Below are 23,425 nucleotides of genomic sequence, written 5' to 3' on the forward strand. Positions count from 1 at the left end.
GGGCATTCGCCCGACGATCCGGGTGGCGGACGGCACCGTCGCCAGGGTGCCGGCGCCCTGGCGAGGGCGGCGAGGACCGTCCCGGGCGTCGCCCGGCGGTCAGAGGCTGGTGAGCAGGCCGTCGAGCGGGGCCGGGACGCGGTCGGGGTCGAGGGCCTCGACGAGGGCGCGGCCGTAGTGGATCTTGCGCCCTTTCTTGGTGCCGAGGAAGCGCCGCAACTGCTGCTGCGAGGTGCGATCCCGCTGTGCGGGCTGATGCAGGAAGGTCCGCAGGGCGCGCAGATCGCCCTCCGCCCCGACGAGCTCCTGTACCCGGGTCACGCCGAGGGCGCGGATGAGCTCGTCCTCCAGATCCGCCGCGCAGACGAAGAACCCTTGCGGTGCCGCGTCGGCCCGTTCCCAGGCACGGGCGTAGTAGGGACGCTCCGCCTCGTCGCACAGTCCCGTGAGGCGGAGGCCCAGGCCGGTCGGCCCGAGGACGCGGGCGAAGCGCCCGACGTTCATCGCACCCCCCATCGGCAGGACGCAGACTCCTTCGGCCGCCAGGTCCCGGCCGCGGTTCGCGGCCAGCGCGTCGACCGCCGCGGCGTCGCTCAGTCCTTCGAGCAGGACGACTGCCCGGACGGACAGCCGCACGGCCAGCTCGCGCGCCGAGTCGTCGGGGCCGCCGGCCGCCCACGCGGTGACCGCCTCCCGGAACGCCTGCATATCAGCCATGAGGACGAGTCTTCACCGTTCCGAGCGACCGCACCAGGGAATTAGGGAATTATCGATGGTGCGGCGAGCGGCGGTGGGCGGTCGGGCCCGAGGCGCGAACGCGGCCGCGCAGCCGGGGCGTTGGAGTCCCGCCTGCCTGGCGTGCGTGGCGGGCGGTACGGGTCCTCACGGCATGTTCGCCCTCGCGATCCGGGCATTGACCCGGATCGGTTTCCCGCCCCAGGGGTGCTCGATCGGGTCGTTGTTCGGCACGGTGAATTCCTTGATCAGGCCCTTCTCGAAGAGTACGCACATGCTGGAACCGCCGTAACTGAACATGCCCAGCTCATCGCCCTTGCGGACGGTCTCCCCGATGAGATCGGTCCGGAGAACGACCGAGGAGATCTCCGTGATCCCGATGGGCATGACGCAGACCTTCTTGCCGAATTCGCTGTCGATGAAGACCAGTCCGCGGGTGTTGACCGATGCCTCGTATCCCTGGGACAGGACACCCGCGTCCTTGTCCGGTACGACGGTCTCGCTGAACATCAGCCCGGGGACGAGTTTCATGTCTGTGACGGTGCCGTTGACCGGTGAGCGCCACCGGTGATAGTCGGCACCCGAGAGGAACGACTGGAACACATGGCCCCCGACGAACGGTTCGGCACGCTCGCGCCCCTGCACCATGTCCGTCAGCGAGTACGGCTGGGCCTTGAGCCAGAACCGGTCGTTCGGCGAGGTGACCTGCTTGTACGTCCATACCTGGCCGTCGTTGGGCGAGACAATGGCATCCGGCGTCGGATCCACCGGGCGGCACGCCTCCTTGATCTCGCGGTGGAAGAAGGCGTTGTAGGACGCGAAGCCGCCGTCGGGCTGCTCGGGCCTGGGAATGATGAATTCGTCGAGGTTGAACTCTTTCCAGGCGGGCGGGGAAAGCCAGCCGGAATCGCTCCTGTTGAGGACCGAGCGGCTCTTCTGGCTGTCCAGATAGCCGCACCATTCCGTGAGGATCGCCCTGAGCGCGTTGTTGAACGGCTGGAGGCGGAAGGCGGTCTCACCGGCTTTCGTCGCCATCATGTGCACGAAGAGGGCGGACATCGGGAAGGCGATGCGCTTGCTCTTGTCCGGGTTGTACGCCGGAGCCGTCCCGGTGATGTAGTTGAGGCAGTTCAGCAGCTGCGGGATATCGGCCACTTTCCGCTGGGTCGGCGGGACCTGCTCGATCATCTCCGTCACGTACTGCCGGACGGTCCCGTCCCGCTCGATCAGGTCGGCCAATGCCTGGACCGCAGGGCTGAATTGCTCTTCGTAGTCCGCGACCTTCTGGACGAGCCCGGCCTGCCACTCGTCGACCGCGGCCCGGCTCTCCGGCAGATAGCCGGCCAGCCGACCGAAGGAGTGCCGGTACCGCGCCTCCAGCGTGGCCTGCGGAATGTCGTCGCTCATGAAGTGCGCCCTTCCGATCGTGCGGCTTGTCCGGAATGTGAACGCGAACCTACGTCTCACCCCACTCCTCCACATCGCCTGATCAGGTGATACGTCGTAATTATGGGCAAATCAGACTCATGTCCGCCGGGGTGGGGGTCGGCCGCCCGGTCGACGGTGTCGCCCGGGTGAGCCGCGTCTCACCCGGGCGGCACCGCTTGCCTATGCAACGAGTTGCATAGAAGGATCGGGGCATGGCGCTCGAACACGCGATCCTCGTCTCCCTGCTGGAGAAACCGGGTTCCGGCTATGAGCTGTCCCGGCGCTTCGAGCGGTCCATCGGCTGCTTCTGGACCGCCACCCACCAGCAGATCTACCGCGTGCTCAAACGGATGGAGCACGACGGCTGGATCGACGTGCGCGACGTGCCGCAGCAGGGCCGGCCGGACAAGAAGGAGTACTCCGTCGCCGCCCCCGGCCGCGCCGCCCTCTCCCAGTGGCTCCACGAACCGGTCGAACCCGAGAGTGTCCGGCACGACCTCGCCGTCAAGATCCGCGGCGCGGCCTTCGACGACCCGGCCGCGCTGATCCGCGAGGTCGAGCGGCACCGCCGGACACACGCCGACCGGCTCGCCCACTACCTCGCGGGGGAGCGGCGCGACTTCACCGAGCCCGGGGCCGACGCCCCGCTCGACGCCGGGCAGGAGCTCCAGCACGTCGTGCTGCGCGGCGGCATCGCCTACGAGCGGATGACGATCGCCTGGCTCGACGACGTCCTCGCCACCCTGCACCGGCTCCGCCCCGCGCCCTGACCCCGCGCGGGCGCCACGGCCCCACATCCCACCCCAAACCCCGAGCCCGGAAAGGCGTCCCCCCATGGCGGATTCCCTGCTGTTCAACCCCCGCACCTACGACCCGGCGCACTTCGATGCCGAGACCCGCCGACTGCTGCGCGCCACCGTCGACTGGTTCGAGGCGCGCGGCAAGCGCCAGCTCATCGAGGACTACCGCTCCCGTGCCTGGCTGACGGAGTTCCTCACGTTCGCCGCGAAGGAAAAGCTGTTCGCGACGTTCCTCACCCCCGCCTCCGCCGCGGACGGGCAGCCGGACAAGCGCTGGGACACCGCCCGGATCGCCGCCCTCAACGAGATCTTCGGCTTCTACGGGCTCGACTACTGGTACGCCTGGCAGGTCACCATCCTCGGACTCGGCCCGGTCTGGCAGAGCGACAACGCCACCGCCCGCGCCCGCGCCGCCGAACTCCTCGACCAGGGCGAGGTGTTCGCCTTCGGCCTCTCCGAGAAGGCGCACGGCGCCGACATCTACTCCACCGACATGCTGCTGGAGCCCGACGGCGACGGCGGCTTCCGGGCCAGCGGCGCCAAGTACTACATCGGCAACGGCAACGCCGCCGGCCTGGTCTCGGTCTTCGGCCGCCGCACCGACATCGAGGGCCCGGACGGCTACGTCTTCTTCGCCGCCGACAGCCGCCACCCGGCCTACCACCTGGTGAAGAACGTCGTCGACTCCTCCAAGTACGTCAGCGAGTTCCGCCTCGACGACTACCCGGTCGGCCCCGACGACGTCCTGCACACCGGCCGCGCCGCCTTCGACGCCGCCCTCAACACCGTCAACGTCGGCAAGTTCAACCTCTGCACCGGCGCCATCGGCATCTGCGAACACGCCATGTACGAGGCGGTCACCCACGCGCAGAACCGCATCCTCTACGGCCGCCCGGTCACCGCCTTCCCGCACGTGCGCCGCGAGCTGACCGACGCCTACGTCCGCCTCGTCGGAATGAAGCTGTTCAGCGACCGCGCGGTGGACTACTTCCGCTCCGCCGGTCCCGACGACCGCCGCTACCTGCTCTTCAACCCCATGACGAAGATGAAGGTGACCACCGAGGGCGAGAAGGTCATCGACCTCATGTGGGACGTGATCGCCGCCAAGGGCTTCGAGAAGGACACCTACTTCGCCCAGGCGGCCACCGAGATCCGCGGCCTGCCCAAGCTGGAGGGCACGGTTCACGTCAACCTCGCCCTGATCCTGAAGTTCATGGGCAACCACCTGCTCAACCCCGCCGAGTACGCGCCGGTGCCCACCCGCCTCGACGCGGCCGACGACGCCTTCCTCTTCCAGCAGGGGCCCGCCCGCGGCCTGGGCGCCATCCGCTTCCACGACTGGCGCACCGCCTACGACCGCTACGCCGAGCTGCCCAACGTCGCCCGCCTCCGCGAACAGGCCGACGCGCTCTGCGAGTTCATCACCACCGCCGCCCCCGACGAGGAGCAGAGCCGCGACCTCGACCTCCTCCTCGCCATCGGCCAGCTCTTCGCCCTGGTCGTGCACGGCCAGCTGATCCTGGAGCAGGCGCACCTGACCGGCCTGGAAACCGACGTCCTGGACGAGCTGTTCGCCGTCCTCGTCCGCGACTTCTCCGCGCACGCCGTCGAACTGCACGGCAAGGACTCCGCCACCGAGGACCAGCAGCGCTGGGCGCTGGGCGCGGTCCGCCGCCCGGTCGTCGACGAGGCCCGCTCCACCCGCGTCTGGCAGCGCGTCGAGGCGCTGTCCGGGGCCTACGAGATGGCGCCGTAACACCACTCCTGGGAGCTGCTCACCCACCCGGGGCCGCATACCGGTCCCGGGTTGCGGCCGCTGGTATCGGAACGGGCGAGCGGCTCCGGCGGGGGCGGGTAAGGTAGCGCTCTTCGGGCGGTCCGCCTCCCGGATTCCCGATTCCTGCTGGTGAGCGGCCGTACGTTCCGAGACGAGGCCGAGGGCCGCTGGAGTGCCAACGCCGTGGTGCTCTCCGCATCGGGTACACCTGAAGCCGAGTTCTGCGTCGGCGATGACATTCCCGCCCTGGTCACCGACGCCGACGGAGGAATCTGGACGGCTTACGGCGACGAAGGCATCTACGGCGGCCACCCCGAGTCGGGAGCGGGCCTCGCGGGCTGGAACACCCAGGGTCAGACGTTCCGTCGAGTTGATACGCGCCGAGTTCAACGGCACCGCCTGGGAAGTGACCAGCCGGCGCCGGCTTCGGGTGCCCGGTCGAGTCGTCCTGCGCTGCGGCCAAGGCCGCGACGGACTCCTCTGGCTCCGGGCAGGCAACACCTGGCTGCGCATAGAGGCATGATCGGGTTATGGAGCACCGGCCCGCACAGGTCGCCGCGGACCACCGGGCACACCGTCCGGCGGGCACGAGCGAGCCGGGCAACCCCGCCGTCACCGGTGTCCAGAGCTTCAGCCCGCCGCCGATTGACATCGCATGTGCGTCAATCCGCCGGACTGCGGCGTTGGCCCGGGACTCGGCCTCCCTGACAGTCTGGGAGCCGTGTTCGAGGGAATGCCCGAGTCGATGGTGCTCCGGGCAGCCGACTGCGTCCTGTGTGGTGGAGGAAGCCCGTGGATATCCGCAGAACGACGGACGGTGTGGTTCGGGGCCGTCGGCCGGCCCCCGATATCGTCGCGTTCCTCGGTATTCCCTATGCCGCAGCGCCCTTTGGGGCCAACCGCTTCCGGGAGCCGCGTCCGGTGCAGGCATGGGAGGGAGTCCGTGAGTGCCTGGACTTCGGACCGGTGGCACCGCAGTCGGCGCGGCTTCCGGGCGCGCCGTCCTGGTCGCCCGGCGACGAGGACATCCTCACCCTCAACGTCTGGGCTCCGGCATCCGCCGATGGCCCGGTGCCGGTGCCGGTGCCGGTGCTGGTCTGGATCCACGGCGGTGCCTACACCTTCGGCTCCTCCGCGCAGCCCGACTTCGACGGCACCGCCCTGGCCCGTGCCGGTCTGGTGGTGGTGACCTTCAACTACCGCCTTGGTTTCGAAGGCTTCGGCCACCTTCCGCCCGGTGCCGAGCCGCCGTATCCGGAGAACCGGGGCCTGCTGGACCAGATCGCCGCGTTGCGGTGGGTACGCGAGAACATCGCCGCCTTCGGTGGGGACCCGGCCGACGTCACGGTGGCGGGGCAGTCCTCCGGGGCGGCGTCGGCTGCCTGCCTGATGGTGATGGACCGGGCCCGCGGGCTGTTCCGCCGCGTCATCGCCCACAGTGCCGTCGGCCCCTGCTATTCGAGGGAACTCGCGGCGGAGACCACCCGGCGGGTTGCCGCGGCAGCCGGCCTCCCCGCCACCGCCGCACACCTGACGTCCGCGCCCCCGCACGCACTGGTCGCGGCCTCCGACCGTGTCGTCGAAAACTACCGGCAGGACCCGGGTTCCGGGCCCCGCCACTACAACCCGGTGATCTACGGCCCGGTCGTCGACGGCGACATCCTGCCCGGCGACCCCCTGACCGCGACGGCAGCCGGAGCCTCGGCGGTGGTGGACCTGCTGGTGTCCCACACCACTGAGGAGTACTGGCTGATGGACGCCGTCGGCAGCGGCGCGAAAGTCACCACCGACGAACAACTCACCCGCTTCGCCCAGGTCTTCAACCTCCCCGACGACCTGGTGCCGGGTTACCGGGAGTTGATGCCCGACGCCCCCGCCCTCGACATCCATCTTGCGCTCTTCGGCGACCTGCTGTTCAGCGAGTACACCAGCCGACTGGCGGAGCGGCACGCGCAGACCGGCGGCCGAGCGTTCACGTCCTGCTTCGCCCGCCAACGCAAGGGCCCCGAGGGAGTGGTACGTGCCTGGCACTGCGCGGACATCCCCTTCGCCTTCGGCAACCTCACCCTCCCCGGCGTCGAGTTCCTCATCGGAGGCCCACCCGACACCGCAGACCATGAACTGTCCCGGCGCATGATGGGGGCCTGGGTCGGCTTCGCCACCACCGGTGACCCGGGCTGGTCCCCGCTCGACGGCCCGACGACCACACCCCATGTCTGGGACACCGCGGACAGCCCGGCCGGGACGCGGCACGCCGCGGCCCGTGCCCTGTGGCGCCGAGCGGACTTCTCACCGCTACGGCCCTGAAACGAAACTCCGGCCCGCAGGCACCCACCTTCGTCCGCCGCCCCGCCAGGCAGCAGCACAAGGTCGGAAACTCCGCCCTGACCGGCCCTTTCCGGCCGCCCTCACCGACTTCCCTTCGACAGATCCAACGGCCTTGCGCTGACGACAGGTTCCCGATGACGATGTGACGTTTCACCCAGCCCGTCGCCCTGTCACGGCACGCCGCGACCGGCCCATACTCCAGGACCTGACGAACCGACGGGTGGAGGAACACGGTGAGCGCAGCGGCCGCAGCGGGGACCTGGAAGCTCGGGGACCTGGAGGTGAACCGCATCGGCTACGGCGCGATGCGACTGACGGGCAACGGCATGATGGGGAACTCCGACGGCGCACCGATCGACCGCGATGCCGCCGTTGGCCTGCTGCACAGCGCGTTCGAGCAGGGCGTGAACCACATCGACACCGCCTCCTTCTACTTCTCGCCGCTGCGGTCCGCCAACGAACTCGTCAACCGTGCCCTCGCATCCTGGTCCGGCGACGTGGTCGTGGCGACCAAAGTCGGTCCGGCGCGCGATGCCTCCGGTGAATGGCTCGCCATGGCCCGCCCCGACCGACTGCGCGGCCAGGTCGAGGAGAACCTGCGCCAACTCGGCCGAGACCACCTGGACGTGGTCAACCTGCGCCGCAACGGCCCCGCGACGGCCTCGATCACCGAGCATTTCGGCGCCCTCGCCGAGCTGCGCCAAGCGGGCCTGATCCGCCACCTGGGGCTCTCGAACGTCCGCCCGGAGCACCTGCTCGAAGCCCTGCCGATCGCGCCGGTGGTCTGCGTGCAGAACTCCTACGGCCTGGACTGGCGCCGCGCCGACGAGAACGGGCTGGTGGACCTGTGCCGGGAGCAGGGGATCGCCTTCGTCCCGTACTTCGCCCTCGCCGGCCTCCGGCGCGAGGCCGCGGCCGGGCAGGAGCACGACGCCCGCGTCCACTCCGTCGCCCGCGCCCACCATGCGACACCGGCCCAGGTACGGCTCGCCTGGACCCTCCACCGAGGCCCGCACGTGCTGGCCATCCCCGGCACCACGAACCCGGCACACCTCGCAGAGAACATCGCCGCCGGAAGCCTGCGACTGACCGAGGAGGACGTGGCCGTCCTCGCGCCGCCGCCCGGTGGCCCGTGACGTGATGTCCGATGTGGCGTCCGGGCGGGTCGCACGTGGTGGAGGAATCTGCCGGCGGGCGCCATCGCAGCCTGAGCTTTGCGAGTGGGTACGCCCCGCCCGGTCGGGCGGGGCTGGTCGTGCCGGCTGTCAGTTGCCGGCTGTGAGCTCGGCTGGTGGCCGGTCGTCGATGATGATGCGGGTTACGGGTGGGCAGTCGTTGCCGGGCTGGTGGTGGGCGTCGGCGTTGTCGGTGTCGACTTTGTGCAGGGCGGTGCCGATGCGTTCGTAGATCCTGCGAGCGAGCTTTTGAGTACCAGGGGTGGCGGCGAGGTCTTGCTGGGCGGCGCGCAGTGCGTCGAGTGCGGCGATGAGGGTGCGACCGGAGATCTCGGCCTGGATGAGGCCGTGGTCTTCCTTGACGCCTGTGGGCAGCCGGAAGTGCTGGCCGCGGCTGGACTGGGCGACGAGGAAGTCCCAGTGGTCGCGGTGACAGATGATGTGGGCGTAGGCGATGCCCGCGGCGAGGGTCAGGAGATCGTCGAAGTCGTCCGGGACGGCGGCGGGTTCGTGGGTCTCCTCCGCCGCGGCCTCCGTCGGTGGTGTGGGTGGGTCGGGGGTTGCGGCCGCGGTGAGGTCGGCGCGAAGGGCTTCGACGGTGCCGCGGAGTACGGCGAGTTGGGTGAGGACCTGGTGCTCGTCGGGCGGGGGTGTGGCGGGTTGCAGGCGTTGGATGTCGTTGCGGAGGCTCTGGAGTTCGCTGTGGACGGCGTCGGTTCTGGCGTGGGTGTGGACTGCCGTGTCGCGGGCGTTCTGGGCTGCGCCGAGGGTGGATTCGGCGGTGGCGCGGATGCCGGCGAGGCTGCGGTCGAGTGCGTTGGTGATTGCCGATTGCGCGTTGCTGATCGCGTCGGTGATTGCTGTTTGCGCGTCGCTGATTGCTGTGCTGAGCTCTCCGATCACGCGGTTGGCGCCGAATGCCACGTTCCCCCCTGGTGTTGGCGGCTGTTGTTGCAGCGGGAGGCTCCCCGTTGATCCTCCGGGTGACGCGGCGAGTTTCGGTCGCGGTGATCGCCGGGGCGCGTTGGCGTACATGGGGTTGTGTGGAAGTCCTGCGCGGGCGCTTCGGCTTGGCGAGTGCTTCCAGTTGGTGGCTGTGAACCCTGCCGGCTGCGGCCGTCATCGGGCAGGCGCTCGACATTCGGTGTGCTCGGCGACGGTGGCTTTCCCGTCAAAATGCGCCATTTCAGGCGCATGCGGGAACCCGGTGGGGGGAAGTCGACTCCTCATGCGCAGAGATGCACAGCGGTGCGTCCGGTACGGAGTGGGGGCAATATGACACGTATGGCACAACGGCCCGTGGGAGCGCGGAGGGCGACTGCCGGTTCCGCGGCGATGGTGGTCGCCGGGCTGGCCCTGGTGATCGGGGCGGCGGCTCCCGGGCAGGCGGTTCCCGTCGCGGCGGCTGCGGGAGCCCGGACGGCGCTGAGCTGCGGTGCTGCCGCGACGGCACCCGTGGCCGCGGCGAAACGGACGAACGTCGCGGCGGGGACGGAGACGGCGCCGGTCGCGGCCGCCACCGGAAACGCCGCGCAGCGGCTCTCCTACAGCCTCGCTCCGGAGGCGCCGATCGGCCTCTGGTCGTCCTCGAACGTCACCCTGCGGACCCCGATTTCCAAGGGCACCGTCCGCCTGGACGTCACCACGCACGGCTTCATCGCCGATTCCCTCGTGATCCAGCGTTACGACGGGAAGAGCCACCGCTGGGTCGACCTGGATGTCCGGCCGTCCGGCAGCGAGCGGCCGGACCGGAAGACGTTCTCGTTCCCGCTGTCGGTGGCGGCGAGCCCCGGCCGCCCCGCGACGGTGGCTCTCCGGGTCCAGGCCATCGACCGTCCCGGCCGCCTGGACGTGGCCGCCTCGGTCGACGACGGCCACGGCCGTACCTACCGCGCGCCGACGCGCAGTGCCGTCGTCGACCGGCCGACCGCCTCGGTCGCGGGCTGGCCGGGCGGTGCCGGCCTGGTGCGTGGCGGTGCGGCGAAGGAGTTCGCTCTCACGGTCAAGAACACCACCAAGCGGGCCTACCCGGCGCTCAACGCCGCGTACTTCGCCTACGGTCAGAGCGGCGGCCGCGCCGTGATGCCCAGGGACCTGGTGCTGCAGCAGTACGTGCCCGGCCATGGGTGGCAGCGCGTGTCGCTGGTGCCCGGCGGCTGCGACCCGGGCATGTCCGCCGCGCTGGTCCCGACCGCCAAGACGCCGCTGGCACCGGGCGCGACCGCGGTCTACCGGATGCGCCTGGCGGTCGCGGGAGACGCTCCCGTGGCGGACGTCGAGGCGGGTGTGGCGGTGGGTAGCGGCGACACGTCGCTCTACTACCGCACGTTGCCGTTCAAGATTCGCGCCAGGTAGTTCCTGACGAGCGTCTCGATCACGCACGGGGAGTCGGGGGAGGAGAGGCCGGGCGGCCTCCTCGCCTCCGGCTCCCCGTCGGCCGTGTGCCGCCGTTGCGACGTGCAGTGGGAGCAGGCACTCGACGAGGCCCCCGTGGGCCGGTCACATGTCGACGCTACGCGGGCGCGGGGCCGGTGGGCAATTGCGGAAAACCGCAGTGCGAGCGGTGGTCAACCGCATGGTGGGGCGTCGGCTCGCTGCCTAGCGTGAGCGGCATGATCGCAATGTCGGCTTCCGCGCCGTTTCTCGCATCCTCTGCCGAACCCGCCGGTGGTATCGCCGGGTGGGTCGTCGACGTCATGGGCGCCCTGGGTGCCGCCGGCGCGGGGGTGACCAACCTCGTTGACACCGTTCTGCCGTTCATCCCCAGTGAGATCGTCCTTCCCGTCGCCGGATTCGCGGCCGGTCAGGGCCGGTTGAGCCTGGTGGCCGTCATCGTCTGGACCACCGTCGGCTCCGTCGTCGGCTCGTGGATCGTGTACGGGGCGGGTGCCCTCCTGGGCCGCGACCGCACCCGCGCGCTCGCCGCCCGCATCCCGCTCGTCCGCCCGCACGAGATCGACCGGGCCGAGGCGTGGTTCGAACGACGGGGCCGCGCCGCCGTGTTGCTGGCGCGCATGGTGCCGGTGGTGCGCAGCCTGATCTCCCTTCCGGCCGGGATCCAGCGCATGCCGCTGCCGGCCTTCACCGCCCTGACGGCCGCCGGCAGCCTGGTGTGGAACAGCGCCTTCGTGTTGTTGGGATACTGGCTGGGCGACAACTGGCCGCTGGTGGAGGAGTACGGGGGAATGGTGTCCAAGGGGCTGGTGGCGCTGGCGGTGCTGGCCGCTGTCCGTTGGTTCCTGGTGCGGCTGCGTCGCCGCCCGAGCGCCCGGCATCGCGCATGAGGCCCGTGCGCACGGTCGCCGGTCTCGTGCTCGGCACCGTCTCGGTGTGCGCCGCCCTCGCCGCCCTGGCCGCGTGGGGCGTGGCGCGGTGCAGCGGTCCGGTCGTCGGTGTGGCCGCGTGGGAACAGCGGCGCGTGGCCGTCCTGCTCGGCGGGGAGCGCGCAGGTCCGGAGGGCGTCGAGCCGCGCCGCGCCGCCGCGTACCTGTGGTGCCGCATTCCGGTCGGGCTGCTCGGCGGCGGGACGCTGTTGCTGTTGGCCGCGGGTGGCTGGACGGCCCTCTCCGGGCTCTCGCGCTGGCTGACCGGCCATGACGTCGACGGGATGAGCCCCACCTGGCCGATCGTCGGGTACCTCCTGACCGCCGGCCTGCTGCTGCTCTTCCTCGACCTGGCCGGACTGGCCGCCGTCGTCGAGCTGGAGCGGCGGCTGGTGCGCCGCTTCCTCGGTCCCGACGAACTGGCCCGGATGCGCCGCCGGATCGACGAACTGGCCGCCACACGCTCGGGGATCGTGGAAGCCGTGGACGCCGAACGGCGCCGCATCGAGCGCGATCTGCACGACGGTCTGCAACAGCGCCTGGTCGTGGTGGCGATGCTGCTCGGACGCGCGCGCCGCAAGGACAGCGCGGAGCTGTACCGGCAGGCACAGGCCGAGGCCGAGCAGGCGGTGGAGGAGCTGCGGCAGGTGGCCTGGCGGGTGTATCCCGCCACGCTGGACGAGTTGGGGCTGCGCGAGGCCCTGGCCCAGGACGCCGAACGTTCGCCGGTCCCCGTCGACATCACCGGCGACCTGGCGTGGCGTCCGGCCCCGGCCGTGGAGACGGCCGCCTATTTCGCGGTACGCGAGGCGCTCACCAACGCGGCCAAGCACGCCGGTGCCGGTCGGATCGACGTGGAGATCGGCCAGGAGGCCCGCCTGGTGCGCGTCACGGTACGGGACGACGGATGTGGCGGCGCCGATCCCGGAGGTCCGGGACTGGCCGGACTGGCACGCCGGATCCGTGCCCTGGACGGACGCTTGAGCGTGGACAGCCCGCCCGGCGGTCCCACGCGGGTGGTTGCGGAGCTGCCGTGCGGTTGATGATCGCCGAGGACTCGGCGCTGCTGCGCGAGGGCCTGGTCCATCTGCTGGCCGATGAGGGGCACGAGGTGTCCGCCGCGGTCGGCGATGCGGACGCCTTGCTGGCCGCGGTCGCCGCCGGGCCACCGGACGTCGCCGTCCTGGACGTCCGCATGCCGCCCGGTCACACCGACGAGGGCCTGCGGGCCGCACTGCGGCTGCGGGCCGAACACCCCCGGGTGGGGGTGCTGGTGCTGTCGCAGTACGTCGAGCACAGATACGCCGCGGAGTTGCTGACCGCGGACACCCGGGGCATGGGATACCTGCTGAAGGACCGGGTCGCGCGGGTGGAGGAATTCCTGTCGGCGCTGGAGCGGGTGAACGAGGGGGAGACGGTGCTCGACCCGGAGGTGGTGCGCCGGATGCTGACCCGCTCACGCCATGCCGACGAGCTCGGCCTGCTGACGGACCGGGAGCGGGCCGTCCTGGCGCTCATGGCCCAAGGGCACACCAACGCCGCCATCGCACAGGAACTGTTCGTGTCCAGAAGCGCGGTGGAGAAGTACACCAATGCGGTGTTCGACAAGCTGCGGTTGCCGCGGGACAGCGGTACGAACCGCCGGGTCCTGGCGGTGCTCCGCTTCCTCGGAAGCTAGTGGTGCCCGGCGGATCGTCGGGATGCGGGTGCCCCGGCGGCCCGCCCGCCTCGCCGGGGCGGGGCGGGTGACGTCAAGTGCCGCTGCGGTGGCGGAAGTTCGGGTCGGGAGTCGCCTGTCCGCTGGATTCGGTGGTCTTCCGGAAACCCGGTGCGGCTCAGATGCCGAGTCCGACCAGGGCGCCGAGGTTTGTCTCGTAGCCCGTGTTCTGGTCGGCGCCGGTGTCCGCGGACGCGGCGGCTGCCGCTCCGAGCGAGATCACGGCGGCCATCAGGGGAACCGCGACGAGTCGAAGGGCCCGACGGGTGCGGGTGGCGCGTCCCGAGGCAGGGCGCCTGTGCTCGGTGTCGTAGGTGTCGTCTGCCGGGGCTGTGGGGGTCATGCGACATGAGGTAGCTCATGCGCGTGCGAGGTGCGCGTGGCGCGCCGTGGACGGTGCGATCGTAGGCACGTTTGGCGGCAGGTCGAGTGGTTCCCGGTCTGCCTTCCGTCGTCCGCCCGGCGAGGGATGGATCAATGGATCAGAGGTGTCCGTGGCGCTGTGGTCGCCGTGCGGTGCCTGCGTCGTGGCGCCGGCCCTGGGTCGCCACTGCCTCTTGGGCGGCCTGGGGCCGGTTTTCTGCTGCTGGTGATCGAGGCGGTCGGGAGCCGGGGTGCCCCGAGGCCGAGTCGTCGCACCGTCCCCGAGGTGTCGGCCTACTGCTGGGCGAGCCAGAGGTCGGGGCCGAACACCTCGTAGTGGATCGCCTGCGGCGGGATCCCCTGGTGGAGCAGGGCGCCGCGGAGGGCGCGCATGAACGGCACGGGGCCGCAGAGGTAGGTGGTGAGGTCGGGCGGGAGCGGGAGCGTGCTGATGTCCACCCGGCCCGCGGAGATCGTCACTGGTGCGGATGGCGAGGTCGGCACAGGTGCGGCTGTCGTGTGCCCCGGCTCCTCGTAGAACAGGTGGAGGGCGGCCTGCGGCAGCCTGCCCACCAGTGCGTGCAGCTCGTCGCGGTGGGCATGGTCGGCCGGGGTGCGGTCGGCGTGGACGACGGTGACCGGCCGGGACGATCCGGTGGCGGCCAGGTGGTGGAGCATGGCGAGCATGGGGGTGCCGCCGATGCCGGCGGAGGCCAGCAGGAGCGATCCGTCGCCGTCCGGCAGTGTCAGGTCGCCGAACGGGGCGGAGACGGCGAGCACGTCGCCGATGCGGGCCTGCTCGTGGAGCCGGGAGGACACCTCGCCGGCCGGTCCGGTGCCCGCGCGCAGGCGCTTGACGGTGATCCGCCACTCCGGGCGTCCGGGGGCGCCGGAGAGGCTGTACTGGCGGATCTGCCGTGCGCCGTCGGGGAGTTCGACCTGCACGCTGACGTACTGGCCGGGGCGGAAGGCGCGGGCCGGGGTGCCGTCGGCGGGGCGCAGGGTGAGCGCCAGCGCGTCGGGGGTCTCCTCGTGCCGGGCGACGACCGTCATGCGCTGCCAGGTTCCGCCCTCGGGGGTGCCGTGCTGTGCGTAGAGGCGGGCTTCGAGGGCGATCAGGGCGTTGGCCATCAGCCAGTAGACCTCGTCCCAGGCGTCCGCGACCTGCGGGGTGACGGCCTCGCCGAGGACGTCGGCTATCGCCGCGAGCAGGTGCTCGTTGACGATCTTGTACTGGTCCGCGGTGACGCCGAGCGAGGCGTGCTTGTGCGCGATCCGGGTGAGCATCGCGTCGGGGCGCGAGTCGGGGTGCGCCAGCAGCATGCCGGCGAAGGCCGCGATCGAGCCCGCCAGGGCCTGCCGCTGCTCGCCGTTGGCCTGGTTGCCGCGGTTGAAGAGGTCGCGCAGCAGTTCCGGGTAGGCGTCGAACAGCTTCCGGTAGAAGACCTCGGCGATCTCTTCGATGGCGGCACCCACGACGGGCAGGGTTGCACGGATGACGGGTGTGGACTGCTCGGAGAGCACCAGCCACCTCCTATATCTAGTAGATGATCTACCAATTTATGCGCGTGGTGGATCTGCGGGGAGGGCGTTCCGGGGCGGAACGCATGGGGGAGTGGGGCGGGTCAGTCGGGGCGCCGGCCGGTCAGGCCGGTGAGGCCGATCAGTACCGGGCCGGTGGGTGCGGCCACCACGTCGGACACCGTGAGCGGATCGAGTGTGGCGTAGAACGCCTCCTGCGCCTCGCGCAGTGCCCGGCGGAGCCGGCAGGCGGCCCGCAGCGGGCACGGCGGGTCGCCCTCGCAGGCGACCACCTCGTCCTCGCCCTCCAGCTCACGCACCAGCCAGCCCACCGATGCCCGGTGTCCCAGTCCGGTCAGTTCGAGTCCGCCGCCGCGTCCCCGCCGGGCCTCGACCACGCCGAGGTGCTGGAGTCGGCTGATCGCCTTCGCCATGTGCGTGTACGGCACGTCCATCACCTCGGCCACCTCGCGGGTGGTCAGGGAGGCACCCCGCTCCGCGACGGCCAGGCGCATGACGGCGCGCAGCGCCAGGTCAGTGAACTTCGTCAACCGCACGCCACGACGTTATCAAATGCGCATGTTAGGTTCCTATTCAGGGGTGGCCCCGTATGCAAGGGACCTGGTCAACGGCCCGATCGACGGGAAGGGCGCGGTGTCCGCGTCGGCTGCGCCATCATGCCCGTCGTCGCGCGGGAGCAGGACGCGGAGGAGTAGTAGAGGAGTAGTAATGGACGCGCAAGAACCGCATGGACACGCCCCGGATGGTGACCATTGATGGCTGACACCCCGCACACCGGCAGCGCCGATTCCCCCGGTAGCACCGATTCCCCCGATGGCTGCGACGCCACCGGAGACCCGGTGCCGCGACTGCTCTGCGATGCCCGGGAGCTCGCCGCGGTCGACCCGGCGCCGACCGGAGCGCTGTGGCGCCTCGCCGAGTCCGGCCGCCAGCTCGACGCCAACCTCGTCCGGCTCCCGCCCGAAGGGCGCATCGACACGCACGTCGAGCCGGAGCTCGACGTGATCCTCTACGTCGTGTCCGGCGACGGCGTCGTCGACACGGCACGGGACCGGCAGCCGCTCACCGAGGGCAGTGTGGTGTGGCTGCCCCGCGGGTCCCGCCGCAGTCTGACCGCGGGCCGGGACGGCCTGGCGTACCTCACGGTCCACCGCCGCCGCCCCGGCCTGCAGATCAGGAACCGCGCCGGCTCCTGACCCGGCTACAGGGCGGCCGTGGCCGTCGCCGCGGGGAGCGCGGGCCGCAGTGGCCGGAACGTGCGGGCGGTGGCGTCCCAGCCCAGCGTCCGCCCGGTGCGGTCGTCGTACTGCCAGGCGTGGACGCGGAGCCGGCGGGTGACGAGGCGGCGGGTGACGCACGGGTAGGTCCGCAGGTGGTGGAGCTGGGCCAGCAGATGGCGCTGTTCCGGCGTGCGGCTGGCGGTGGTGCCGGTGGCCCGCTGCTCGGGCCCGGGGCGGTGAGCGGCGCGGGCGAACCAGTTGCGCGCGAGCGGCAGTTCCGAGGACGGCGGATCGTCCTGGAGGGTCCGGAGAGCCGAGCAGTCGGTGTGGCCGCACAGGATGACGTCGGCGATGTGCAGCGTGCCGAGGGCGAATTCGAGGGTGGCCGCGATCCCGCAGTGGGCGTCGGAACGGTACCGCGGGACGACATGGCCCGCGGTGCGGAGCTCGTGGAGCTCGCCCGGTGCGGTGCCGGTGAGCAGGGTGGGCACGACCCGGGAGTCGGAGCAGGTGATGAACAGCGCCCGGGGGGCCGGGACGTGCGACGACGCGTCGGCGGCCGCCTCGGTGTCGGCCGGTGAGTGGGCGAGGGGGCTGGCGGAGCTGGCGAACGTACGCATGACTGACCTCCGGTGGGATGGATGAGAGGTGGCTTACGTGAGCGGGCGCGGGGGCGATTCCCCCGGGCGGAAGGGTGCGGACGGGACCTAGGGGGCGGCCGGGGCGTGAGCGTCGGGGTGGGTCGCGCCGGGCAGCGTGACGGTGAAGCGCGCGCCGCCCCCGTCGGCCTCGCCGACCTCGATGCGGCCGCCGTGCCGGTGGATGACGTCGCGGACGATGGCCAGGCCCAGACCGGCCCCGCCCTCGTCCCGGGTGCGGGCGTCGTCGAGGCGGATGAAGCGGGTGAAGACGCGTTCCCGGTCGGCCGGGGGCACTCCGGGGCCGTCGTCGGCGACGTCCAGGGTGACGGTGCCGGCCGCGCCGCGGTGTACGGCGACGCGGACGACCGAGGCGGCGTGGCGCTGGGCGTTGTCGAGGAGGTTGCCCAGCACACGGGCCAGCTGGGTGTGGCTGGCGCTGACCGGGAGGGGCTCGTCGGGCAGGTCGGCGGTGACCGGGAGGCGGTCGCCGGACCGGTGCGCCAGTTCGTCCCGGACGAGTTCGGCCAGGTCCAGGCGTTCGGCGCGGGGCCGTTCGCCGGCGTCCAGGCGGGCCAGGATCAGCAGGTCGGAGGCGACGCGTTCCAGGCGGACGGTGTCCTCGATCAGGCCGTCCAGTTCGAGCAGGTGCGGATGGGCCCGGGCGACCTCCAACTGGGTGCGGAGACTGGCGATCGGGCTGCGCAGCTCGTGCGAGGCGTCGGCGACGAACTGCCGCTGGCGTTCCACCGACTTCTCCAGGGCGGCCAGCGTGGCGTTGGTGGTCTGCGCGAGCCGGGCCACCTCGTCGCGCGACGCCGGCTGGGGGACCCGCCGGGACAGGTCGCCGCCCATGATCTCGGCGAGTTCGGCCCGGATGCCCTCGACCGGGCGCAGGGCGCGGCGGGTCACCAACCACGTCACCGCGGCGACGACGACCAGCAGCGCCGGCAGGCCGATCAGCATCGCGTCGCGTACGCCGTCCACGGCCTGCCGCTCGGTGTTGAGGGAGGAGCCGGCGTAGATGGTGACGGTCCGACCGGTCGGCGTGGTGGCGAGCAGTCCGGCGACCCGGAAGTCCTGGGCGGGGTCGTCGTCGTGCAGGGCCAGGGTGACCGTGCGGAACGCGGCGTGGTCGGCTGCGGAGCCGCGCGCCGGGGTGTCGTCGTCGTGGTCGTCGCGGGCGTCCGACGCCGCCGTGCGGTGCGGTGCGCGGGCGAAGTCGGCCAGCGGCGGGGCGTGGTGGAGGTTGTCGCCGGCGGCCAGCACCGTGCGGTCGGCGGCGACAACCTGGACCGGCCGGTCGTCCTCGTCGGGCAGGTTGAGGTGGTCGAAGGGCGTACCGACCGCGACCTGGGTGGCGACCCCGCGGGCGGCCACCTCCGCCTGGAGGCCGGCGCTGTCGACGAGGTTGCGCTGCAGCACGGCGAGGACCGCGGCCCCGGCGGCGACCAGTGCCAGGGCCACCACCAGGGTGGATGCCAAGGTGGTGCGGGCCCGGACGGACCCCCACCAGCGCGGCGGGCGCGGCGGCGAGGCCACGGCGGTGGTCCGCTCAGCCACGGTCGGCGGCCAGCCGGTAACCGGCACCGCGCACGGTGGTGATCGAGCGGCGACCGAACGGGGCGTCGATCTTCCGCCGCAGTGCGCTGATGTAGACCTCGATGATGTTCGGGTCGCCGTCGTAGGCGAAGTCCCAGACGTGTTCCAGGATGTCCGCCTTGGAGACCACCTGGCCGGAGCGCGACGCCAGGTATTCCAGCACCGCGAACTCCTTCGCGGTGAGAGGTATCTCCTCCTCGCCGCGGGCGCAACGGTGCCGGTTCGGGTCCAGGACCAGGTCGCCGAGCCGCAGCACGGGGCTGCCACCGCGCGTCCGGCGGCGCAGCAGCGCGCGGACCCGGGCCAACAGGACCACGTAGGAGAACGGTTTGGTGAGGTAGTCGTCGGCGCCGGTGTCCAGCCCCTCCGCCTCGTCGTACTCGCCGTCCTTGGCGGTCAGCATCAGGATCGGGGTCTCGTCCCCGGCCGCACGCAGGGTCGCGCAGACGCGGTAGCCGTTCATCCCGGGCAGCATGATGTCCAGGATGAGCAGGTCGTAGCCCTGGGTGGAGGCCAGGTGCAGACCCTCCCGGCCGTCGTGTGCCACGTCCACGGCGAAGCCCTCCGCTCCCAACCCCTTGGCCAGGGTGGTGGCGAGGCGTTTTTCGTCCTCCACGATCAACAGGCGCATGCCGTCAGCCTGCCAGACCGTTCCTGAAGCGCTCTTCAGGAAGCTTCAGGTCGGCTTCAGGTTCGGGACGGCACGGTGGTGACCGTTCTGACACGCCGTCGGCCGGACCGGGTCCGGCCGCCACCATCAGGAGGTTCCCATGGCAGCATCCCGCATCCGCCGCGCACTGACCGGCCGCCGCCGCTGGCTCGCGGCCGGCGCCGCCGCGGTCGTGTTCGCCGCGGGCGGCACCGCGGTCGCCGTCGCGGCCACCGGCGACCCGGCCGGGCCGTCGGACACCGGTCGGCAGCGGGCCGTCGACGCCGCGCGCAAGGTGGTGCCGGACGGCCGGGTCGTCTCGGTGGAGCCGGACCACGAGCACGGCGTCCGGGTGTGGGAGGTGGAACTCCGCACCGGGAACGGCGTCGAGCACGAGGTGGACGTCAGCACGGCGCACGCGAAGGTGGTCGGCCACAGCATCGACCACGACGACGACGGTCCCGGCCACCGGGACGACGACTGACCGTCGGAACGGGTCCGCCACGGACCCCGGGGCCTCGTCCGTTGTGCTCCCCACCGTCGCGACCGGCGGCGGGGAGCGCCGTCCGTCAGCGGGCACCACGCGTCCCGGGCGGCAGGTCGCAGGCGTCGAGCAGCTTCAGGACCTGTTGCACGGCGGCGTCGGGGCCGTCCGAGCGGTGCACGGCGGCGACCGCGGTCTCCAGGTAGGGGGAATCGCCGTGCAGGGGGCGGTAGGCCACGCCGGGGATGCCCAGCGTGCGTACCTGCTCGGGGGCGAGCGCCAGGCACAGGCCGGCGGCGACGTAGCTGAGCAGCCCCGGCAGGTCGTCCGCGTGGCCGCGTGGCCGGGGCGTGAAGCCGGCCTGCGCGCAGGCGAGCGCGACCTGCTCGGCCAGTCCGGGCAGGGCGCCCGGCTTGGGCATCGCGAACTGCTCCTCGGCGAGTTCCCGCAGGTCGAGGCGTGACTTGGCGACGAGCGGATGGTGTTCGGGAAGGACCGCCACCAGCCGCTCTACGCCGATCCGCCGGACGGTCAGTCGTTCCGTGCCGGTGACGGGGAGCCGAACCAGTGCGAGGTCGAGCGTCCCGGCCTGGAGCATGTCGACCAGCTCCGCGGACGGGTGCTGACCCAGGTGCAGCCGCAGACCGGGCAACTGCGCGTGGGTGCGGCGCAGCAGGCGCGGCAGGAGGTCGTAGCCGAGGCTGCTGATGAACCCGAGCCGGAGCTCGCCCTCGTGTCCGCCGGCGATCCGCCGGGCCCGGTCCACGGCGGCGGCCTGCGCTTCGAGCAGCCGCCGGGCGTCCTCGGCGAACGCGCGCCCGGCCGGGGTGAGTCGGGCTCCCCGCGGCAGGCGGTCGAACAGGGTGACGCCGAGGCCGCGCTCCAGTCGCTGGATCGCCTGGCTGAGCGGTGGCTGCCGCATGGTGAGCCGCTCGGCAGCGCGGCCGAAGTGCTGTTCCTCGGCCAGCACGACGACCTGCTGGAGGAGGCGCTGAGTCAATTCCATATGGCACAGCATATGGAAGTCGCCGGAAGGAAGTATTGGACGATATGGGGTGCCTGGGATTTGACTGGCCGTCAACGGTCCGGCGAGCGAAGCCGGCCCCGGTGGAGATCGGAGACGTGCCATGTCGACAGGACGGGAAGCGGGCGGTGGCGTCGGTCCGCTGAACGGCGTGCGGGTGGTCGAGCTGGCCAGCGTGATCATGGGCCCGTACGCGGCCCAACAGCTCGGCGACCTGGGGGCGGACGTGATCAAGGTCGAACCGCCGACCGGCGACCTGACCCGCCACTACCCACCGACCCGCAGCCCCGGGATGGGGGTGATGACCCTCAACCTCAACCGCAACAAGCGCAGCGTCGCCCTCGACCTCAAGGCGCCGGGCGGCCGCGACGCCCTGCTCGCCCTCCTCGCGACCGCGGACGTCTTCCTCACCAACGTCCGCCCGCAGGCCCTGCGGCGCCTCGACCTGGCCTACGAGGACGTGGCGGCCGTCAACTCCGGCCTGGTCTACCTCAACGCCCAGGGCTTCCGCAGCGATTCGTCGCTCGGTGGGCATGCGGCCTACGACGACGTCGTGCAGGCAGCCTCCGGCCTGGTGTGGCTGAACGACCAGGTCAGCGGCGTTCCGCACTACGTCCCCACGGTGCTGGCGGACAAGATCTGCGGCCTGGTGATCGTGCAGTCCGTGCTCGCCGCGCTCCACCACCGCGACCGCACCGGCCAAGGCCAGCACGTCGAGGTCCCGATGGCCGACACCATGCTGGCCTTCAACCTCGTCGAGCACCTGGCGGCGGCGACCCACAACCCGCCCGCGGGGCCGATCGGCTACCCGCGGGCGCTCAGCCCCGGCCGCGCGGCCTCCCACACGGCGGACGGCCGGATGTGCATCCTGCCCTACAGCGACCGCAACTGGCGTGACTTCTTCGCCTTCGTCGGCCGCCCGGAACTGGCCGACGACCCACGCTTCGCGTCGTACGCCGCACGTGTCCGCAATGTCGACGAACTCTACGTACTGGTCGGCGAGTTCACGCCCCGGCACACCAACGCGCAGTGGCAGGAGTTCTGCGACGCGGCCAGTATCCCCGCCGCCCCGGTGCTGAGCCTGGCGGAGGCCGCCACCAGCGCCTACGCCACCGAAGGCGGTCTGCTCCAGGACGCCGAACACCCCACTGAGGGCGGCTACCGCCTCATCGGCCAGCCCGTGCGCTTCTGGGCCACGCCGGCCGGCCTGCACCGGCACTGCCCGCGGATCGGCGAGCACACCGAGGAGGTCCTCGCCGAGATCGGCCACCGGCCGTCCGCCTGAGCCGCCGACAGCCACCAACCCCCGCACCCGCGAACCGGATCGAGGACCCGTGAACGAGCAAGCACCCCTGGACGAACAGGCAGCGCCGAACGAGCCGGAGCCGCTGCGCGTCGAGCACCGGCCGAACGGCGTCACGGTGCTCACCTTCGACAACCCCGACAAGCGCAATCCGATGACCGGACGGCTGACCGCACAGTGGCGGCGCGCCATGCGGTCCCTGCGCCAGGAACCCGACCTGCGCGCCGTCGTGATCACCGGCACCGGCCCCGCGTTCTGCTCGGGCGCCGACCTGGGGGAACTCGCCGACCGGCACGGCCAGGGCCTCCCCGGCACCCGGGCCCGACTGTCGGACTTCTACCGGACCTGGCTGGCCGTCCGTGACCTGCCCGTCCCCACCGTGGCGGCCGTCAACGGCCACGCGGTGGGCGCCGGACTGGCGCTGGCCCTGGCCTGCGACCTGCGGTACGCCGCGGCGGAGGCGAAGCTCGGCGCGCCGTTCGTCCGACTCGGCCTGCATCCGGGCATGGCCACCACCGCCCTGCTCACCGAGGCCGTCGGCCCGTCCAGGGCACGGGAACTGCTGTTGACCGGGCGGCTGATCAGCGGAGCGCGAGCCGCCGCCATCGGCATGGTGCACGAGGCGCTGCCGGCCGACCGGGTGCTTCGGACCGCGCTCGACGTGGCCGACGAGATCGCCGCCGCGGCCCCGCTGGCGGTCCGGCTGACCAAGAGCGGCCTGGCCCAGGGACAGCCCACTGTCGAACAGGCGCTGACCTGGGAGGGACTCGCCCAGTCGGTGACGACCACCACCGACGACTTCCGCGAGGGCGTCCAGGCCCGCCGGGAGCGCCGCCGCCCGCACTTCACGGGCGCCTGACCACCGCCGCCGACCACATCCCCACCACCCCGTATGCCCACCAATCCGTCCGAGGAGCACCCGATGACCCTCTCCACCCTCGACCTCGGGACCGTTCAACTTCCCCCCGAAACAATCCGGTTGCGACAGGAGGTGCGCGAGTTCCTCGCCGCGGAGCGGGCCGCCGGCACCGTCCTGGGCCGGCCCGATTCCTGGCTGACCGGCTGGGACCCCGCGTTCACCCGCCGCCTGGCCCGGCGCGGCTGGGTCGGCATGACCCTGCCGCGGACCTACGGCGGCGGCGGGCGCAGCAACCTGGAACGCTACGTCGTCATCGAGGAGTTGCTGGCCGCCGGCGCCCCGGTCTCCGCCCACTGGGTCGCCGACCGGCAGGCCGGACCCACCATCCTGCGCCACGGCACCGAGGCGCAGCGGAACCACTTCCTGCCCCGGATCGCCGCCGGCGCGTGCTTCTTCTC

General features: G+C 71.9%; 23 protein-coding genes. 13 read left to right on the forward strand and 10 right to left on the reverse strand.

The window, feature by feature from the left end; translation table 11 throughout:
- Positions 1 to 99 precede the first annotated feature (99 nt).
- Both CG747_RS21585 and CG747_RS21590 read right to left on the reverse strand, forming a co-directional pair.
- A complete protein-coding gene (locus tag CG747_RS21585) occupies positions 100 to 717 on the reverse strand; it encodes a TOPRIM nucleotidyl transferase/hydrolase domain-containing protein (protein WP_100603439.1) in 618 nt (205 codons plus the stop codon).
- Between the two features lie 165 nt (positions 718 to 882).
- Complete coding sequence (locus tag CG747_RS21590) at positions 883 to 2,142, reverse strand: phosphatidylserine decarboxylase family protein (protein ID WP_100603440.1); 1,260 nt, start codon at positions 2,140 to 2,142, stop codon at positions 883 to 885.
- 233 nt (positions 2,143 to 2,375) lie between these two features.
- Between CG747_RS21590 and CG747_RS21595 the strand changes: the two genes are divergently transcribed.
- The 4 genes from CG747_RS21595 (at position 2,376) to CG747_RS21615 (ending at position 8,204) form a co-directional block, all read left to right on the forward strand.
- Positions 2,376 to 2,933: a PadR family transcriptional regulator gene (locus tag CG747_RS21595; protein ID WP_100603441.1), complete on the forward strand. Its 558-nt coding sequence runs from the start codon at positions 2,376 to 2,378 to the stop codon at positions 2,931 to 2,933.
- Between the two features lie 64 nt (positions 2,934 to 2,997).
- Positions 2,998 to 4,719: an acyl-CoA dehydrogenase family protein gene (locus tag CG747_RS21600; protein WP_100603442.1), complete on the forward strand. Its 1,722-nt coding sequence runs from the start codon at positions 2,998 to 3,000 to the stop codon at positions 4,717 to 4,719.
- Between the two features lie 813 nt (positions 4,720 to 5,532).
- Positions 5,533 to 7,047 (forward strand): carboxylesterase/lipase family protein, encoded by a 1,515-nt coding sequence (locus CG747_RS21610; RefSeq protein WP_100603443.1) that lies wholly within the window; start codon positions 5,533 to 5,535, stop codon positions 7,045 to 7,047.
- A 254-nt stretch (positions 7,048 to 7,301) separates the two neighbouring features.
- Complete coding sequence (locus tag CG747_RS21615) at positions 7,302 to 8,204, forward strand: aldo/keto reductase (protein WP_100603444.1); 903 nt, start codon at positions 7,302 to 7,304, stop codon at positions 8,202 to 8,204.
- A gap of 129 nt (positions 8,205 to 8,333) precedes the next feature.
- Here CG747_RS21615 and CG747_RS21620 read toward each other — a convergent pair whose 3' ends face one another.
- Positions 8,334 to 9,167, reverse strand: coding sequence for a hypothetical protein (locus CG747_RS21620; protein ID WP_257980588.1), 834 nt, complete (start codon positions 9,165 to 9,167; stop codon positions 8,334 to 8,336).
- Positions 9,168 to 9,527: 360 nt separating this feature from the next.
- On the opposite strand from CG747_RS21620, the gene CG747_RS21625 reads away from it, so the two are divergent.
- From CG747_RS21625 to CG747_RS21640, 4 genes are all read left to right on the forward strand, one after another.
- Complete coding sequence (locus CG747_RS21625) at positions 9,528 to 10,598, forward strand: hypothetical protein (RefSeq protein ID WP_257980589.1); 1,071 nt, start codon at positions 9,528 to 9,530, stop codon at positions 10,596 to 10,598.
- A gap of 257 nt (positions 10,599 to 10,855) precedes the next feature.
- Positions 10,856 to 11,527, forward strand: coding sequence for a DedA family protein (locus CG747_RS21630; protein ID WP_100603445.1), 672 nt, complete (start codon positions 10,856 to 10,858; stop codon positions 11,525 to 11,527).
- Complete coding sequence (locus CG747_RS21635; protein WP_100603446.1) at positions 11,524 to 12,609, forward strand: sensor histidine kinase; 1,086 nt, start codon at positions 11,524 to 11,526, stop codon at positions 12,607 to 12,609. Before CG747_RS21630 ends, CG747_RS21635 begins: the two co-directional genes overlap by 4 nt.
- Positions 12,609 to 13,244, forward strand: coding sequence for a response regulator transcription factor (locus tag CG747_RS21640; RefSeq protein WP_219621502.1), 636 nt, complete (start codon positions 12,609 to 12,611; stop codon positions 13,242 to 13,244). Before CG747_RS21635 ends, CG747_RS21640 begins: the two co-directional genes overlap by 1 nt.
- A 157-nt stretch (positions 13,245 to 13,401) precedes the next feature.
- Here the strand turns inward: CG747_RS21640 and CG747_RS21645 are convergent, their stop codons facing one another.
- The 3 genes from CG747_RS21645 to nsrR form a co-directional block, all read right to left on the reverse strand.
- Positions 13,402 to 13,626 (reverse strand): hypothetical protein, encoded by a 225-nt coding sequence (locus CG747_RS21645; protein WP_100603448.1) that lies wholly within the window; start codon positions 13,624 to 13,626, stop codon positions 13,402 to 13,404.
- A gap of 314 nt (positions 13,627 to 13,940) precedes the next feature.
- Entirely contained in the window at positions 13,941 to 15,170 is a 1,230-nt protein-coding gene (locus tag CG747_RS21650; RefSeq protein ID WP_100603449.1) for a globin domain-containing protein, read from the reverse strand.
- Between the two features lie 101 nt (positions 15,171 to 15,271).
- Positions 15,272 to 15,724 (reverse strand): nitric oxide-sensing transcriptional repressor NsrR, encoded by a 453-nt coding sequence (gene nsrR, locus CG747_RS21655; protein ID WP_100603450.1) that lies wholly within the window; start codon positions 15,722 to 15,724, stop codon positions 15,272 to 15,274.
- A gap of 219 nt (positions 15,725 to 15,943) precedes the next feature.
- On the opposite strand from nsrR, the gene CG747_RS21660 reads away from it, so the two are divergent.
- Positions 15,944 to 16,384, forward strand: a complete 441-nt coding sequence (locus CG747_RS21660) for a cupin domain-containing protein (RefSeq protein ID WP_107490318.1) — start codon at positions 15,944 to 15,946, stop codon at positions 16,382 to 16,384.
- A 5-nt stretch (positions 16,385 to 16,389) separates the two neighbouring features.
- Here CG747_RS21660 and CG747_RS21665 read toward each other — a convergent pair whose 3' ends face one another.
- From CG747_RS21665 to CG747_RS21675, 3 genes are all read right to left on the reverse strand, one after another.
- Positions 16,390 to 17,028: a carbonic anhydrase gene (locus CG747_RS21665; protein WP_100603451.1), complete on the reverse strand. Its 639-nt coding sequence runs from the start codon at positions 17,026 to 17,028 to the stop codon at positions 16,390 to 16,392.
- 87 nt (positions 17,029 to 17,115) lie between these two features.
- Positions 17,116 to 18,609 carry a cell wall metabolism sensor histidine kinase WalK gene (locus CG747_RS21670; RefSeq protein WP_257980591.1) on the reverse strand — a complete coding sequence of 498 codons (1,494 nt, stop codon included), beginning with the start codon at positions 18,607 to 18,609 and terminating at the stop codon, positions 17,116 to 17,118.
- The gene (locus CG747_RS21675; RefSeq protein ID WP_100603452.1) at positions 18,602 to 19,279 is read right to left on the reverse strand and encodes a response regulator transcription factor; all 678 of its coding nucleotides are present in this window, start codon (positions 19,277 to 19,279) and stop codon (positions 18,602 to 18,604) included. Before CG747_RS21675 ends, CG747_RS21670 begins: the two co-directional genes overlap by 8 nt.
- A 139-nt stretch (positions 19,280 to 19,418) precedes the next feature.
- On the opposite strand from CG747_RS21675, the gene CG747_RS21680 reads away from it, so the two are divergent.
- Positions 19,419 to 19,781, forward strand: coding sequence for a PepSY domain-containing protein (locus CG747_RS21680; protein ID WP_100603453.1), 363 nt, complete (start codon positions 19,419 to 19,421; stop codon positions 19,779 to 19,781).
- A gap of 85 nt (positions 19,782 to 19,866) precedes the next feature.
- Here the strand turns inward: CG747_RS21680 and CG747_RS21685 are convergent, their stop codons facing one another.
- Positions 19,867 to 20,787, reverse strand: coding sequence for a LysR family transcriptional regulator (locus CG747_RS21685; protein WP_100603454.1), 921 nt, complete (start codon positions 20,785 to 20,787; stop codon positions 19,867 to 19,869).
- 121 nt (positions 20,788 to 20,908) lie between these two features.
- Between CG747_RS21685 and CG747_RS21690 the strand changes: the two genes are divergently transcribed.
- The 3 genes from CG747_RS21690 to CG747_RS49640 form a co-directional block, all read left to right on the forward strand.
- Positions 20,909 to 22,090, forward strand: a complete 1,182-nt coding sequence (locus tag CG747_RS21690; RefSeq protein ID WP_100603455.1) for a CaiB/BaiF CoA-transferase family protein — start codon at positions 20,909 to 20,911, stop codon at positions 22,088 to 22,090.
- 49 nt (positions 22,091 to 22,139) lie between these two features.
- A complete protein-coding gene (locus tag CG747_RS21695; protein WP_100603456.1) occupies positions 22,140 to 22,967 on the forward strand; it encodes an enoyl-CoA hydratase/isomerase family protein in 828 nt (275 codons plus the stop codon).
- Between the two features lie 63 nt (positions 22,968 to 23,030).
- On the forward strand, positions 23,031 to 23,425 hold a 395-nt coding region (locus tag CG747_RS49640), incomplete at its 3' end, for an acyl-CoA dehydrogenase family protein (protein ID WP_257980592.1).

Origin of the sequence: Streptomyces sp. CB02959 (assembly GCF_002803155.1) — a bacterium.
In the GTDB taxonomy this organism is placed as follows: domain Bacteria; phylum Actinomycetota; class Actinomycetes; order Streptomycetales; family Streptomycetaceae; genus Streptomyces.